The sequence below is a fragment of the Acinetobacter colistiniresistens genome (assembly GCF_024582815.1).
In the GTDB taxonomy this organism is placed as follows: Bacteria; Pseudomonadota; Gammaproteobacteria; order Pseudomonadales; family Moraxellaceae; genus Acinetobacter.
Window position 1 is genome coordinate 3,356,952 of record NZ_CP102099.1, and the last position, 14,429, is coordinate 3,371,380.

A 14,429-nucleotide genomic window follows, 5' to 3' on the forward strand; every position below is an offset into this window, starting at 1 on the left:
ATGAAGGGGCCGAAGCCCCTATTTTTATGGTGCTTGGAAAATACGGCATGAATGGATACCACGAACAACAGTGAATCCATATAAAACGTCAATACGTGTTCTTTCTAAGTCATTCAAGCCATCACCAAACGTCATGACACGAACCGACATACCGTTAGGTAAACGAGCTGTGTAACCTTCACAAGAGGCCAATACTGGCAATGGAGCAAATGCGGCTGTAAATGCATCCTTCTGGAACATTAAGTTTTGTGCGCCATTGGTAGAAACCACAGTTACAGCAGCAGAAGCAGCCGGTGCAGCAGTTACCGTTTGACCAGGCTGTGCTGTGATGATTTCAGGGTAAATTTTTACTGGGGCAGCTGTTGCATTAAGAGAGGTATCTTCTGTTACAACGAATTGTTGCAATACACCTGTATTGGCACCAGTCAATGGGTGGACTGCGAAAACTCCAGCAATTGTGATAATTGTCCCTTTAGTAACCGTGCCAGCTGTAGATGCCACCATAGTGATAGATCCACCAGTTTGACCAGCAGTAGTACTAACAGTGATTCCAGCAGCTGTACCATTTGTATGGACACCAATTGATTGATGTTCATAAACATCGGAATTGAAAGCGCGTCCAATATAACCTTCAAGATAGGCTTTATCTGACTCAACTTTCGGGTTAAACATTTTTGAAACTTCACCTGAAAGCGCAATGTTCGCTGGAGAGTTAATTAAACTTGTACGATCAGATGGTGGTGCCAAATACTGGTTGAGTTTACCGCGAGCCAGAGCTGACATTTTCTTCTCTTACTTAGCGACTACATTTCAGAAGATGAATGGAATGCGCTAGGCTTCTTTGAAAAGCAAGAATTTGTTGAAAAGGAAATCTTAGCCGAATGGGCCAATGGCTATATTGAGAAAAGTGTTTGGGTTGAAGAAGCAAAAGCGGATGCGGAGGGGTTGAAGTGAGCGAAAATAGAATGATACTCATACATGAATCAGAGCTTGAATCCATGCTTGACCGTGTATGTAAAAAAGCAATTTTAGAGGCATTCGCCGAAAAAGATGATGAGCTTTTGAACATTACACAGCTTTGTGGCCGTATTCCTGGTCTAACTTGGTACACTTTTAAGAAGTTGGCCAAGAATAAAAAATTGCCTAATGTTCAAGGGAAATATTCTTTGAAATTGGTTAAAGCCGCGATGCAATCTCGCTAGCAGTTGCATTGTAGTAAGTCATCGCTTGTTTGGGATTGTTCCACCCAAACATCTTACACAGATCTAAAACTTGGATTTTTTGAGCGATACGTGTTGCAGCAGTATGCCGCGTATCGTGGAATCTAAATCCTGACAAGTTTGCTGCCTCACGTGCTTCTCTAAAATCCTTACAAACATCATAAGGCGCATATTCAAATACCATGAGTGACTGTTTTTTTCTTCTTTCCTTGAGAATTGATTTGGCTTTTTGACTAAGCGGTACTTCCCTAGCCCTACCGTTTTTTGTTTTGTCTAGCCTTAAAAAACTTTTATCAATAAACACTCTATTCCATGTCAGCCCGCAAATCTCAGCTTGTCTCATTCCGGTTTCTAAAGCCAAATAAAAAATATCTTTAAGATCACTATTCAAGAATGGTGTTATTGCCTCAATTTCCTCATCATCAATAACACGCTCTCTATGGTTCCCAGCTTTAGGTTTTTGAACTTCTCGAGCTGGGTTGCTACCAATCCAGAGCTTTATTTCTTTACACCATGTAAGGAATCCTGAAAACATCATCAATTCTCGTTGCACGGTTCCGCTTTGGGCTTTATTTAGGCGCATTTCGCACCAGTCAATTAAGAACTGTTTGTCTACTTGAACTAACGGGATATCACATTTCATATGTTTTAAAAAAAAGTTTAACCGGGTAATTTCTTTATCAGCACTTTTCTTTTTAATTGAAACTGTATCTCGGTACTCAATCAAAGCATCACGTAAAATAATATGATCAAAAATTTGTACTTTTTCATTTCGTAGTTTCACTTCTAAATCTTGCGCCCATGCCTTGGCATCGCGCATAGTATCGTGTGTTTTTGACTTTGGAGGATGTGGTTTAATCCTCACAGTAGCTGTAACTCTGCCATTTCTTTTTTGGTATGTTGCCATTTGAGCACCTGTTGCACTTTTGTTGCACTTGCTTTTTAAATCCTTTTAAAAGCAAATTCAATACTTTTAGAATATTATTAAATATTAATAACTTAATAAAAGTATTTTACTTGTGAAACAACAGATTCTCAAACTAAAAGCATCCTCGGATGCGTTTTTTCTTTATCAAATCACCAAGCTTTTAATTTTATCGGCTGTTTCCAGTGGATGCTCTAATGGGAACATATGCCCGCCATCCACGACAGAATAAGGAATTCCCAGTTTTTTTTGTGCGACTTGCGGGAATTTCTCTTTTAAGAAAACACTGTTTTGACCCACCGCCAAATGTACAGGAACAGGTGGCTTGGGCATTGGCAACCACCACATCGATGGAGTTGTTCTAAACATGGCCACTTCATCATCTTTAGGAATGGTCAGTGTTACGCCACCATTTTGAGGATCATCTGTTAATGCATAATCAATATAAGCTTGAAAGCAATCTGCATCAAAGTGTTGATAAAAACCTCTCGAACCTAAAAGCGCTGCAGCTTGCTCACGCGAATCCCAATGATCCCGTCGACGTACCGACAAACCTGCTGGGGTAATTTTATCCACCAGCTTCGGTTTAAAGAGTTTAGCCAGATGAAATACAAACGAAGCTTTACCAATAATTAAGGGTGGATCAAGCATGATCACTTGTGAAAATAATTCTGGACGGCGATAGGCTGCCATTAAGGTCAATACTGAGCCCAAAGAGTGTCCTAAGCCAATTACTTTACGTCCTTGTGCTTGCTGTACAATGCTATCAATCACTTGATCGACTAAATGCGTCCAGCCATGTGTGATTGGGTAACGCTTATCTGTCCCAATCTCAGCAACATAAATAATGTCATATTGATCTTTTAACTGATCAAACAACTTTTGATAAACCTTAGATGGAACACCATTCGCATGGGCAAAATGAATCAAGGGTTTCATAAACTTGTCTTTTATTTCCACGGATTGATCAATTATCTCGCTCTACACATGTATTGCAAATAAAAAGAAAAACTGTGCAGTTATTTTTAGAATAAAAAAAGGGCTGTGATCAACACAACCCTTTTTTGGAAATATTACTGTATTTTTGCGTTTTGCTGTGTCTCTAATTGCGCTGCAAGTGAACTACTAATCCCTTCACCAATTTTAGCCCCCATACGCCCCAAGATTGACTCAAGCGGATTACGTTGCACCGTATAATCAATCTTTTGTTCAACCTTAAGATCACGCATCAGCGTCGTTAGACTACCGCTACGATCAGCAACCCCTAGTGCAATTGCCTGTTCACCTGTCCAAAACAAACCTGAGAATACCGCTGGATCATTTGATTTCAAGCGTTTACCACGGCCTTCTTTAACAGCATTAATAAAGTGGGTGTGTACATTATCAAGTACAGACTGCACATGTTGCTTTTGTGCAGGATCAATTGGCTTGGTCATGCTTAAAATATCTTTATTGCTACCAGAAGTCAGAGTACGGTCTTCAATCCCAAGCTTTTGTGCTAAACCACTTAAACCGTAGTTCGGCATAATCACACCGATTGAACCAACAAGACTAGATGGATTGACAATAATTTCATCCGCCGCAGAAGCAATATAGTACGCCCCAGATGCGCCCATATCACCAATCACAGCATAGACTTTTTTATCAGGATGCTGCTTTTTCAAATAACGGATTTCTTGCCAGATTTCATCTGACTGCACTGGTGAACCACCTGGAGAATTTATATTTAAAGCAACGGCTTTGCTGCCACTGGCTTCAAATGCACGCTTTAATGCTTTATTGGTATCTTCACTATTCACCGAAGATTGACTGGTAGATGAATCAATCGTTCCAATAATATCAACCACAGCCAAATGATCACTACTTATATTCGTAGTTGATTTTTCTGTCGAAGTTGAACAGCCTTTACTCATTGCAATCAGGACAATCAGAAGATAGGCGAAACCTAAACATTTAAAAAAGATGCTCCAACGACGACTACGGCGTTGTTCCTCAACAGAAGCTAAAACAGCTTTTTCTAAAATTTGCCATTCTTTGCCTGTCACATTATTACTATTTGTCGATTCGTTTTGTGGTTTTGGTGGCCAATCGGACATAAGATTCCAATCCAATATGTTTTAAAGTGGCTTTATTATATACGCTGATTTGAGCAAAACTGTTTAAATAACTTGTTTTAACTTATAATTATTTTTACATTATACTTTCCCTTTGTAACTGTTCTCATTTTGAATACATGACTCAATCCAAATCCAGTAATGCAAACTATCGTCTGATCAAGTTCGCAAGTCGCATGCCGATGCAATTTAGCCGTTTTTTTGCGCGTATGGTTGCAGGATTGGTGAGTACCTTTCAGCTCTCTAAACTTTCAAAAATTATTGGGCTGAACATTCAAATTGTATTCCCAGAGATGGATCAGCAACAAAGACAAAAACTTACCAGACAAACCATTCAAAATGAGTTGATGTCATATTTTGAGTTTTTGAGTATTTGGGGTTCATCCAATCAAAAAAATATTCAACGTATTCAAAAAGTGCATGGTGAACACTATTTACATGAAGCACTTGCAGAAAAAAAAGGCGTAGTGTTAATTGTTCCCCACTTTGGCACCTGGGAAATTATGAATGCATGGGTCGCCCAATATAGCCCCATGACTATCCTGTATAAACCCGTAAAAAATCCAGATGCCGACCAGTTTGTCCGTGATGCCCGAAGTCGTGAACAAGCTCATCTGGTCCCCACAGATGAAAGTGGTGTCAGACAAATTTTTAAAGCCTTAAAGCAAGGTGGAACTACGGCAATTTTGCCTGATCATACCCCTGACCACGGCGGAGACATGATCAACTATTTTGGTATTCCTCTTGCCTCTAGCAGCTTAAGTGCCAAACTCATTCAAAAAACCAAAGCCAAAGCCCTACTTCTTTATACCAAAAGAAATGAACAAGGTGGCTTTGACATGTATATCGAGCCGATTGATCCGAATATTTATGAAGGCAGCGCTGAAGATGGCACCTTAATTATTCATCAGGCCTTAGAGCAACTAATTCAACGCTATCCTGAACATTATCACTGGAGCTATAAACGTTTTCGTGCCAACCCTGCGCTCAAGAAAATTTATGACATTGATGAAGCTGAAGCACTTGCACAAGTTCGTACAGTTCGCCAGCAACAACAAGAGCTTACAAATACTTAGGCTATTCTCGTTGCAGCCACCTGCGTTGCTGCCGTTGTTGTTTTAATTCAACGGCACCTTTGTTAAAGATAAAACTTAAACAGCCTGTCTGTGCCGTATTCAACAATGGAATTTTCAAAGCGAGCAAGCGACTTTGTAACTCCTGACTAGGATGACCATAGCGATTATCAAAACCAGCTGACGCAACTGCCAGTTTAGGTTTGAGCGCTGCTAAAAAATCATAAGCTGAGCTATTTTTACTGCCATGATGTCCTAGCACCAATACATCTACTTTTAAATCAGGATATTGTTTTAATAATTTATACTCAGTTTCCCATCCTGCATCTCCCATAATCAAAAAATTTTGATACGGCTGAGCATTGGAGAATTGCAAATAAACCACGCAAGACTGCTCATTTTTCTGATCTTGAGCAATCCTTAGCCCCTCTTGCGTAGGCGACAAAATCTCAATTTCAAGATCGGTATATGACCAATGCTGACCCTGTTGGCAATAGGAGAAATTATCCTTAAACGGGAACTTTTCACTTCGTTCACTTGACTGAACTTGAGTAATCGCAAAAGCATTTTGGATTGCTGGAAATGCGCCACTATGATCTTGATCAAGATGAGATAAAATTAAATGATCTAACCTCCGTATACCTTGCTGTCTTAAGAATGGAATATCAACTCGCTCACCAATACCAAACTTCGCTTCGTCATGTAAACCACCCGTATCAATCATGAGTGTCTGTTGAGGATGCTGTAAAAAAATTGCTTGACCCTGACCAACATCCAGAATATTCAATACGGTAGGTTGAGTCTGTACGCCCAAAACCATTGGTAAAAAGCAAATAACAGCCCATAACTTGGGAATTGTTGCTTTCGGCATAAATAAAATCACTAACCCCAATGTCAAACTCAGCAACATCAAAGGCGTATAACTAACACCATAGAGTTGAGGAGATAGCTGCTGTAAGTGATTTAATATCCACATTAATATTGACAGCAATCCATCATTGAGCTGAAACAAAAGTAGCCCGAATGCAGGAACTACTAGCCAAATACAGGCTGCAATAATATCTAGTGGTACGATTAAAGTACTGAGTAATGGGATCGCGATTAAATTACTGAGCGGCGCAGACCAAGAAATTTGCTGAAAAAAGATAAGCATCAGTGGTAATAAAGCGATAAAAATTTTCCATTGCGACTCAACAACCATATTAATGGCCAAGATTTGCTTTTGTACGCTTGTCAGGGTCTGATCTTGTGTGAAGTGTTCAATGGTTTGGTAGATTCGCAGCAGAATAAAACAAGCCCCATAAGACAACCAAAAGGCTGCGGATAGAATACTAAATGGATCATAAATAAGAAGTAGGCTGGCACTATAAAGCAATAGGGTGAAAGGTTGAATTGACTGTCGGAACAATAGAAAAACACTGGCGATAATGACAGTGAACAAGGTTCTCAGAGCAGGAATTTCAAAACCAACAAATGCCACATACAACAACACACTTAACCCAAATGGTAAAAGCAATAAAATCTGCCGTGGTTGCCATAAATATAATGTTGGAGCATAACGCTGTATCATGCACTTCAATAACCAAGTCAACATCAATGCAAAGATCAATACATGTGGGCCTGATATTGCCAGTAAGTGTGAAATGCCCAACTGCTGAAATTGCTGCTTTAAACGATTTGATAATAAACTTTCATCACCCGTCAACAAAGCCAGTAGCAACCCTTTATGTTGAAAAGCTGATATCTGTAGCATTTCACGAAATGACAATCGCAGCATTTCAACATTTAATAGAAATTTTGCTTGCAGTGTATGTTGTTGCTTTAGGTGCCACTGGTAACCCAGACGATCAATGTCATCCTGAGTTAAAAGCTGCATATGCCTGACCTGATATGCAGACATGATATTTTGTTGCAAAAACCATTTTTCCTGATCGAATACGCCTGCCACAGCATAGCTATGGGCTGGTTTGATCATACCTTCAAGGCGATAATAACGACCTAACTGTAAGTTTTGCTGTGGAGCAAGCAGACTATTCGATTGACTTAAATACAGGAACCAATCTACAGACTGAGCATGTCGGTTCAGCACTTCTGCTGTCTGTTTACGCCCCTCCTCCGTGAGCTCATCTATTTTCTTGATATAAACAATGGCTTCAAAAGGCTGCGCCTCCACTTCTCTTAAGCTTAGCCGTTGCTCTAAGGCGGAATCCGCATAATAAAAGCCCGTACAAAACAAAGCCCAGCTAGCACTGATCAACAGTACCGACTTATAGCAAACAGATTGAAAATACCGAGATCTTTGATATAAACCGATGCAGAAAATCACGATCGCTAGAATTAGCCAAACCCACCAAGTGCGAACAGCAAAGCTAAAATGATATCCCATCAAAGTTATACCAGCGATCCAGCTGAGTAATATTACTTTTAACATTTTTTAAAATTAAGTTTTAGTTTTTCTAAGGACAAAATTAAAGCCCGTTTCCAGGGCTTTAACAAGAGATAAATCAATTTTTTTCTTATTGATCAATCCACAAACCATCTTGCATATGCAAAATCGAATCAGCGGACTGCGCCAGTTGCTCGTCATGGGTAACAATCAACATGGCCATATTCAGCTCTTTTTTCAAATCTGTCAGTAATTCGAAAATACTAAGTGCTGTTTTACGGTCGAGGTTCCCTGTCGGCTCATCAGCTAAAACCACAGCAGGTTTAGTTACCAGTGCACGTGCTAATGCCACACGCTGACGCTCGCCACCAGACAACTCGCCAGGTTTATGATCCATACGATGAGATAAACCAACGCGATCTAATAAATATTCAGCCTGTCTTTTGACATCTCTAAAGTTGCTTTCACTACGCAACATTAAAGGCATGGCCACATTTTCCAAGGCTGAAAATTCAGGTAAAAGATGGTGGAACTGATAGACGAAACCAAGATATTGATTGCGCTTATAACCGCGCTCGGCTTCACCCAAATCATCGAAACGCTGCCCTTGTAAAAATACTTGACCTTGTGAGGGTTGCTCTAAGCCTCCCAATACATGTAACAAAGTACTTTTACCAGAACCACTTGAACCAACAATGGAGACAAACTCACCTGCATTCACTTGAAGAGATAAACCTTTAATCACTTCAACTTTGCTTTTGCCATCGTCAAAATGTTTAAAGATATTTTTTGATTCCAGTACAATCTTACTCATAACGTAACGCCTCGGCAGGTTGAACTTTGGCTGCACGCAATGCAGGATAAATTGTTGCCAAGAAACTCAATAGCAAAGATACCGTTACAATGATCACCACATCTTGCCATCTGAGATATGAAGGCAAGTAATGTACAAAGTAGGCATCAAATAAATTTAAACCTAACACGGTATTAAACCAGGAAATAATATCACTGATCGTTAAGGCTAAAGTAACCCCTAAGATTGTCCCAGCAATCGTACCAATCACACCAATTACGGTACCTTGTACCATAAAAATCTTGGTAATCATCGAAGGTGAAGCACCCAGCGTACGTAAAATCGCGATATCGGATTTCTTATCAGTCACGACCATGACCAATGAGGACACAATATTAAATGCAGCCACCACAATAATCAGTACCAGCAACAAACCGACCAAGGTTTTTTCCATTTGAATGGCATTAAACAAATTGCCATGCGTATAGGTCCAGTTTGATGCATAGAAATTACTTGGAAGCTGACTAACGATATCATTGGCCACTTTAGGAGCAGCAAAAATATCATCCAGTTTTAAACGTACACCTTGCGCGCCATCAGGTAAACGCAATAAGGTAGAAGCATCATTCAGGGCGATATAACCCACCATTGAATCCACTTCAGCACCAACACTAAAGATTCCAACGATTTTAAAACGTTTAAAACGTGGTACAACCCCTGCAGGTGATGGCGTTGCTTCAGGCAATACTAAGGTGACATTGTCATTTAAACCCAATCCGAGTGCATCCGTCATGTCCTTACCGAGGACAATACCAAACTCACCTTTCTTCAAAGCACTTAAATCACCCGAAACCATGTGGTTCTGGATAATCGAAACCTTCTTTTCATATTCAGGCTCAATTCCCGTCACCATGATTCCAGCCACTTGCCCCTGTGCGGTCAACATCCCCTGTAACTGAGTAAATGGTGCAACACCAGTGACATGTGGATGGTGCTCAACTTTTTTTACAAGCTCAGGCCAATCTGTTAGAATTTGAGTAGAAGAAACAGTGGCTTGTGGAACCATTCCCAAGACACGAGTTTTCAATTCACGATCAAAACCATTCATGACAGATAAGACTGTAATGAGGACAGCAACGCCGAGGGTTAAACCAATCATGGAAACCAAGGCGATAAAAGAAATAAAATGATTACTCCGCCGAGCACGAGTGTATCTCAACCCTATATACAGCGAAATTGGCTTAAACATACCATCTAGTCCGAGGTGATTTATTATGGAAAATTCACAACATCATCTTGTTGACGACAACACTGAACGTCGTGTGATGTCTCGTATTGATGCCGTGTTGAGAATCAATTATCAAATCATTCCAGATGATGTTGCGCTGAATGACCCATATGATTCCCATTTCGTATTGCCACGCTATTTTCTACTACTTGCAGAATTAGATCAATTTGATCATGCGTTTCGCTACGAATTAGAACAATTAAATGAAAAAGATCAACAAATTGCTCGCATCTTATCCCTGATTAACCAGAAATTGAATCTGATTACCGGGTCATATTATGACAATATCGTACAATCTTTACTGCCTGTACCCGAGCAAGTCAACTTTTCAGAAAATGGCTTAAGTTTCTTTAGTTCTCAAGATATTAACGAAGGCACTTATATTCATATTACCTTAAGCCATCCAGAAAACTTCTTCCATATCGCAGCAACCGCACAAGTAGTGCATAGTACTGCAGAAGAGCAAGGTAAGTTCCGCATCGGAGCTTATTTCATTACCTTAAATCCACAGGACCGAGCCAAATTAGCTGCCAGTATTCGTCAAGCTCAGCTCACAGATAGCAATTAATTTCTACCTCGCTTAAACCTTTAAACGGCGGTATGCGCGTAGGTCTCGAAAGAAATAGAGTAGTAAACCCAAAAGGATAATCGTTGCGCCGATAAAGACCTGAACGGATAACTGCTCATGATTCAGGTACGCACCAATCAAGATCGCCAACATTGGCGTCATTACCGTTGTTAATGACAACGTTGTCGCTTGTAGATTTTGAACCAATTTAAAATAACAAAACATCGCAATCAGCGATGCCATAATTACGGTATATGTCAGCGCCAATAGTGATTTCGCTGATGGGATATGTGTCGGTGCATAAGGCCAAATCCACGGCAATAACAAGACCGCCAATAAGGTTGAAACCAGAATCGAACCTGTTGCCTGTGCCATAACAGGCAAATCAGCATCAATCTTTTTGACTAGAAAAATAGATAAGGAATAAGAAAAAACACTGATCAGCATCAAAATAATACCAATCGGCTGGACATGCTGTTGGCTTCCACTTAAACAAATCATCGCCAAACCGACAATTGAGGTAGCCATACCCAACCACTGTAATCCCGCCAGTTTGTGTTGAAAGCCAAAACGACCAATCAGCCCTGCCATAATGGGCGCCAAACCGAACATCAGGGCAATTAAACCTGAACTGAGATATGCCGTTGCCGCATAAGTAAAGATTTGTGAACCAATCAAGCTTAAAGCACCTGCGCTATAGCTTAACAAGGCAATTTTATGCGTCGGAAACTCCACCTTTAAAAGTAAGACCATACTGACCGCCAAAGGTAAGGCAATAAAAAAGCGAATGACCAGTGCCCACATTGGATGCAAGTCCGAGACACTCCACACAATCGCCAATGGCGTCGTTGCCCAGATAAAAACCAGCAACCCGTAGGTCAGCATTAAATTAAGGCGTGATGGCATAATCGACTCAAAGCGCGGTTTTGCGTTTTTGTTTTAAAATGGTCTGATCCAGTGAACTGGAAAACTCACGTTTATCACGTTCTGAAATTGGTGGTGGCCCACCAGTTTGTACTCCTGCGCCGCGTAAAGTATCCATAAAATCACGTAAATGCAGACGAGCTTTTACGTTGGCTGTGGTATAAATCTCACCACGAGGATGAATTGCAATTCCGCCTTTTTCAATCACTTGCGCTGCAAGCGGAATATCTTGTGTAATGACAATATCATTCTCTTGCATACGATCTACAATTTCCTGATCCGCCTGATCTGCCCCGCTCATGACCTGAATGGATTTAATCCGTAACGACGGCGTAATGCCGACATTCTGATTGGCAACAAAAGTGACTTCGAGTTGATAACGATCAGATGCACGTAAAATTACTTCACGTAAAATTTTAGGTAAAGCATCGGCATCCACCCATAATTTAAATGGCAGCACGTTGGCAAAAGCTCTTGAGAAAACGCTAGTGTAGCAGATTAAAGTAAAAGTAGAGTTCTGATCATGTCCGCACATACATTAATTCATGCTTTAGCAGGCAACTGAATCAGTACATTGATATTTCAGGCTAAAAAGTGAATTATTTTTCACGAATTACATATCCAGACTTGAAAAATGAGCATTACCCTCGATTTAATAGAATAAGTTCAATCTTTTTAGCATTTCGCTTTATGAAAAATCAAAACAGTCCAGAAACCATTAAAATTCAAGATCAAAATTTTGGTAATCATGCTGAGCACTGGAATTTACTCACCGATACTCCTGAAAACGATGTTCCCAAATGGTTAGGATTGGCACTTGATGCACCCGTCATGCCGATGGGGCTCTGTGAAGATGAACATGAGATGGATCAGTCCTTCTGGTTAATTCAGGGCCCAAGCGGACACGCTGTTTCCATTAATCAGATTATTGCAGTCGAAGATCAGAAACCACGTGCATTAAAAACCGCATTCCCAAGTTTTGAAAGCCCATATAAGTACCATGCAAAAATTGAGCGAATTATTACCTGTGATTCTGCAACTCAAGCCGTATTGCGCTTGAATTTAAATAAAGATACGACGATTTATGCATTTGATAATTTATTCAGTGTAAATAGTTGCCAATATGACAAGAATCAAACCTATCAAGTTCAATTTAATGCTTGGGCATATGAATTAGAAACTGTTTCTGAAGATGAGAAAATCATTGTTGATGATCCAGCGTCAATTAAACACCATCGTGCTTTAAATGCGATTCTGGCTGAACATAATGGAATTGCACCTGAAAACTTACAAGAACTGATTAATGAGTGGCAGCCAAAAATACCAGAAGATCAAGAACCTGTTACAGTCGACTTTTCTAAAATGGTGGCTTATTTATTCGGTGAAACTTTAGGTCAGGAAGATGAAGCTTGGTTTCAGGGTAATATCGTAGGTAAAACATCGATGCAGTTTATGCAGGATGAATATACGCTTTATGATGTCACCTTAGTTTTAGAAGATGATTTACCAGCAATCATAATTCGTATTGCCACTAAAAATGAATTGTATAAAAACTTTAACATTGGCCAATATATTCGTGGCAACCTATGGATTCAGGCCAATATTTATGCTAAAACTGCTATTGAGTGACAAAAAATCACATAAATGGCATTTTTAGGCGTTCTAATGAAAATTATACCAGAACAAACAACCACCAGTTTGATTCATTCGGGTGATCAAGGTCTTAAACTTGATGTTGGTGCTTTTTGCTTTTTTTTACTGGGCATGTTCTTAGCAGCAATAATTTTTCATCAAATTGGCTTTTTCTAATTTTTGACCATAACCCTATTCATACATAAAAGCCCTCACTAACGAGGGCTTTTATTTGAGTAAGACTACTCTATTGCTTAACCATGACGTTTTGCAAACTCATCCATGAAATTCACCAAAGCCTGCACACCTTGTAATGGCACGGCATTATAAATACTTGCACGCATACCGCCGACAGAACGGTGGCCTGCCAAGTTCAATAAGTGATGTTGTTCAGCTTCTTTCAGGAAGGTTTTTTCAAGTGCTTCATCAGCTAAGGTGAATGGTACGTTCATCATTGAACGGTTTGGTACGGCGATCGGATTATTATAAAAATCACTTGAATCAATATAACCATAAAGCAGTTTCGCTTTCTCTTGGTTCATTTTATAGATCGCATCTACCCCACCCTGCTCAAGCAACCACTCAAACACCAGACCAGATAAGTACCATGCATAAGTTGCTGGTGTATTCACCATTGAGCCATTTTTTGCTTGATCAGCATATTTTAAAATGCTTGGAATCTCAGGTTTGGCTTGATCCAATAAATCATCACGGATGATCACAATAGTTAAACCTGCTGGGCCAATATTCTTTTGCGCACCCGCATAAATCAAACCAAATTTGCTGACATCTAATGGCGCAGACAAAATGCTTGATGAATAGTCACATACCAACGGTGCATTCACATCTGGAATAGCTGCGAATTGCAAACCACCAATCGTTTCATTATCCGCATAATGAACATAGGCTGCATTGTTTGAAAGATTCCAAGTACTTTGTTCAGTGATGGCATGTTTACCGTCAATTAAAGTACCTGCTTCAACAATATTAATATCGCCATAGCGTTTTGCTTCTTTTAAGGCTTTTTCAGACCAGATACCTGTATGGATATAATCGGCCTTGTTATTTTTACCTAACAGGTTTAATGGGATCGCTGAAAATTGTAATGACGCCCCGCCCTGTAAAAATAAAACTTTATAGTTCTCAGGAATATTCATGAGCTTACGTAAATCAGCTTCAGCCTTTTCCGCCACAGCAACATAGTCATTGCTACGATGACTCATTTCCATGATCGACAGACCTTTGCCTTGCCAATTCAACAATTCTTGTTGAGCTTTTTCTAAAACGGCAGTAGGTAATGCAGCAGGACCAGCGCAGAAATTATAAGCACGCATGAGTTTTCCCTTGTTAAAGTGGAACAAATTGGAATGGGAATTTAATCATAGATTGGCGAAGCTTGCAGCAGCTTATCCAGTAAATATTTCAATTTTACTGCAAAAAAACTATTAATTTTTCCATCATGTTTTTGTCATTACAATTATTTTAGGCCAGATCAGCACCGCCTAT

Annotated in this window: 15 protein-coding genes and 1 pseudogene; 6 read left to right on the plus strand and 10 right to left on the minus strand. The window is 39.9% G+C overall.

Translation table 11 applies throughout. The annotated features are described in order from the left end of the window. Positions 1-24 precede the first annotated feature (24 nt). Positions 25-783: a P22 phage major capsid protein family protein gene (locus NQU59_RS16145; RefSeq protein WP_257064063.1), complete on the minus strand. Its 759-nt coding sequence runs from the start codon at positions 781-783 to the stop codon at positions 25-27. Positions 784-789: 6 nt separating this feature from the next. Here NQU59_RS16145 and NQU59_RS18905 point away from each other — a divergent pair. Together NQU59_RS18905 and NQU59_RS16150 are read left to right on the plus strand one after the other, a co-directional pair. Continuing rightward, positions 790-954: pseudogene (locus NQU59_RS18905) on the plus strand (DUF7167 family protein); the annotation flags it as partial. Further along, positions 951-1,202 carry a hypothetical protein gene (locus NQU59_RS16150; RefSeq protein ID WP_257064064.1) on the plus strand — a complete coding sequence of 84 codons (252 nt, stop codon included), beginning with the start codon at positions 951-953 and terminating at the stop codon, positions 1,200-1,202. The pseudogene NQU59_RS18905 and the gene NQU59_RS16150, both read left to right, overlap by 4 nt. Here NQU59_RS16150 and NQU59_RS16155 read toward each other — a convergent pair. The 3 genes from NQU59_RS16155 to sppA form a co-directional block, all read right to left on the minus strand. Further along, positions 1,177-2,127, minus strand: coding sequence for a tyrosine-type recombinase/integrase (locus tag NQU59_RS16155; protein ID WP_257064065.1), 951 nt, complete (start codon positions 2,125-2,127; stop codon positions 1,177-1,179). The genes NQU59_RS16150 and NQU59_RS16155 overlap by 26 nt on opposite strands. 165 nt (positions 2,128-2,292) lie before the next feature. Then, the gene (locus NQU59_RS16160; protein WP_010589736.1) at positions 2,293-3,084 is read right to left on the minus strand and encodes an alpha/beta fold hydrolase; all 792 of its coding nucleotides are present in this window, start codon (positions 3,082-3,084) and stop codon (positions 2,293-2,295) included. A gap of 134 nt (positions 3,085-3,218) precedes the next feature. Then, entirely contained in the window at positions 3,219-4,241 is a 1,023-nt protein-coding gene (gene sppA / locus NQU59_RS16165) for a signal peptide peptidase SppA (protein ID WP_005242732.1), read from the minus strand. A 137-nt stretch (positions 4,242-4,378) separates the two neighbouring features. On the opposite strand from sppA, the gene NQU59_RS16170 reads away from it, so the two are divergent. Then, entirely contained in the window at positions 4,379-5,335 is a 957-nt protein-coding gene (locus NQU59_RS16170) for a lysophospholipid acyltransferase family protein (RefSeq protein WP_043972705.1), read from the plus strand. Position 5,336: 1 nt separating this feature from the next. On the opposite strand, the gene NQU59_RS16175 is transcribed toward NQU59_RS16170, so the two are convergent. From NQU59_RS16175 to NQU59_RS16185, 3 genes are all read right to left on the minus strand, one after another. Further along, positions 5,337-7,763, minus strand: coding sequence for a DNA internalization-related competence protein ComEC/Rec2 (locus NQU59_RS16175; RefSeq protein ID WP_257064068.1), 2,427 nt, complete (start codon positions 7,761-7,763; stop codon positions 5,337-5,339). An 85-nt stretch (positions 7,764-7,848) separates the two neighbouring features. Continuing rightward, complete coding sequence (gene lolD / locus NQU59_RS16180; protein ID WP_043972710.1) at positions 7,849-8,532, minus strand: lipoprotein-releasing ABC transporter ATP-binding protein LolD; 684 nt, start codon at positions 8,530-8,532, stop codon at positions 7,849-7,851. Continuing rightward, positions 8,525-9,760, minus strand: a complete 1,236-nt coding sequence (locus NQU59_RS16185; protein ID WP_005242747.1) for a lipoprotein-releasing ABC transporter permease subunit — start codon at positions 9,758-9,760, stop codon at positions 8,525-8,527. Before NQU59_RS16185 ends, lolD begins: the two co-directional genes overlap by 8 nt. 25 nt (positions 9,761-9,785) lie before the next feature. Here NQU59_RS16185 and NQU59_RS16190 point away from each other — a divergent pair, with 25 nt between their 5' ends. Next, positions 9,786-10,367: a PilZ domain-containing protein gene (locus tag NQU59_RS16190; RefSeq protein ID WP_005242748.1), complete on the plus strand. Its 582-nt coding sequence runs from the start codon at positions 9,786-9,788 to the stop codon at positions 10,365-10,367. A gap of 12 nt (positions 10,368-10,379) precedes the next feature. Here the strand turns inward: NQU59_RS16190 and NQU59_RS16195 are convergent, their stop codons facing one another. Both NQU59_RS16195 and NQU59_RS16200 read right to left on the minus strand, forming a co-directional pair. Continuing rightward, positions 10,380-11,273 carry a DMT family transporter gene (locus tag NQU59_RS16195; protein WP_257064070.1) on the minus strand — a complete coding sequence of 298 codons (894 nt, stop codon included), beginning with the start codon at positions 11,271-11,273 and terminating at the stop codon, positions 10,380-10,382. 7 nt (positions 11,274-11,280) lie between these two features. Then, on the minus strand, positions 11,281-11,751 hold the full coding sequence (locus NQU59_RS16200; protein WP_005242754.1) for a YaiI/YqxD family protein: 471 nt from the start codon (positions 11,749-11,751) through the stop codon (positions 11,281-11,283). 230 nt (positions 11,752-11,981) lie between these two features. On the opposite strand from NQU59_RS16200, the gene NQU59_RS16205 reads away from it, so the two are divergent. Both NQU59_RS16205 and NQU59_RS16210 read left to right on the plus strand, forming a co-directional pair. Continuing rightward, positions 11,982-12,920, plus strand: coding sequence for a hypothetical protein (locus tag NQU59_RS16205; RefSeq protein WP_257064071.1), 939 nt, complete (start codon positions 11,982-11,984; stop codon positions 12,918-12,920). Between the two features lie 36 nt (positions 12,921-12,956). After that, positions 12,957-13,100 (plus strand): hypothetical protein, encoded by a 144-nt coding sequence (locus tag NQU59_RS16210; protein ID WP_005242759.1) that lies wholly within the window; start codon positions 12,957-12,959, stop codon positions 13,098-13,100. A 77-nt stretch (positions 13,101-13,177) separates the two neighbouring features. Here the strand turns inward: NQU59_RS16210 and serC are convergent, their stop codons facing one another. Beyond that, positions 13,178-14,257, minus strand: coding sequence for a 3-phosphoserine/phosphohydroxythreonine transaminase (gene serC / locus NQU59_RS16215; protein WP_043972717.1), 1,080 nt, complete (start codon positions 14,255-14,257; stop codon positions 13,178-13,180). Between the last annotated feature and the right edge of the window lie 172 nt (positions 14,258-14,429).

Bases quoted from the DNA above. Each gene is read 5' to 3' on its own strand.
- NQU59_RS16145 (WP_257064063.1), bottom strand. From the start codon at position 783: ATGTCAGCTCTGGCTCGCGGTAAACTCAACCAGTATTTGGCACCACCA.
- NQU59_RS16155 (WP_257064065.1), bottom strand. From the start codon at position 2,127: ATGGCAACATACCAAAAAAGAAATGGCAGAGTTACAGCTACTGTGAGG.
- NQU59_RS16160 (WP_010589736.1), bottom strand. From the start codon at position 3,084: ATGAAACCCTTGATTCATTTTGCCCATGCGAATGGTGTTCCATCTAAG.
- sppA (WP_005242732.1), bottom strand. From the start codon at position 4,241: ATGTCCGATTGGCCACCAAAACCACAAAACGAATCGACAAATAGTAAT.
- NQU59_RS16170 (WP_043972705.1), top strand. From the start codon at position 4,379: ATGACTCAATCCAAATCCAGTAATGCAAACTATCGTCTGATCAAGTTC.
- NQU59_RS16175 (WP_257064068.1), bottom strand. From the start codon at position 7,763: ATGTTAAAAGTAATATTACTCAGCTGGATCGCTGGTATAACTTTGATG.
- lolD (WP_043972710.1), bottom strand. From the start codon at position 8,532: ATGAGTAAGATTGTACTGGAATCAAAAAATATCTTTAAACATTTTGAC.
- NQU59_RS16185 (WP_005242747.1), bottom strand. From the start codon at position 9,760: ATGTTTAAGCCAATTTCGCTGTATATAGGGTTGAGATACACTCGTGCT.
- NQU59_RS16190 (WP_005242748.1), top strand. From the start codon at position 9,786: ATGGAAAATTCACAACATCATCTTGTTGACGACAACACTGAACGTCGT.
- NQU59_RS16195 (WP_257064070.1), bottom strand. From the start codon at position 11,273: ATGCCATCACGCCTTAATTTAATGCTGACCTACGGGTTGCTGGTTTTT.
- NQU59_RS16205 (WP_257064071.1), top strand. From the start codon at position 11,982: ATGAAAAATCAAAACAGTCCAGAAACCATTAAAATTCAAGATCAAAAT.
- NQU59_RS16210 (WP_005242759.1), top strand. From the start codon at position 12,957: ATGAAAATTATACCAGAACAAACAACCACCAGTTTGATTCATTCGGGT.
- serC (WP_043972717.1), bottom strand. From the start codon at position 14,257: ATGCGTGCTTATAATTTCTGCGCTGGTCCTGCTGCATTACCTACTGCC.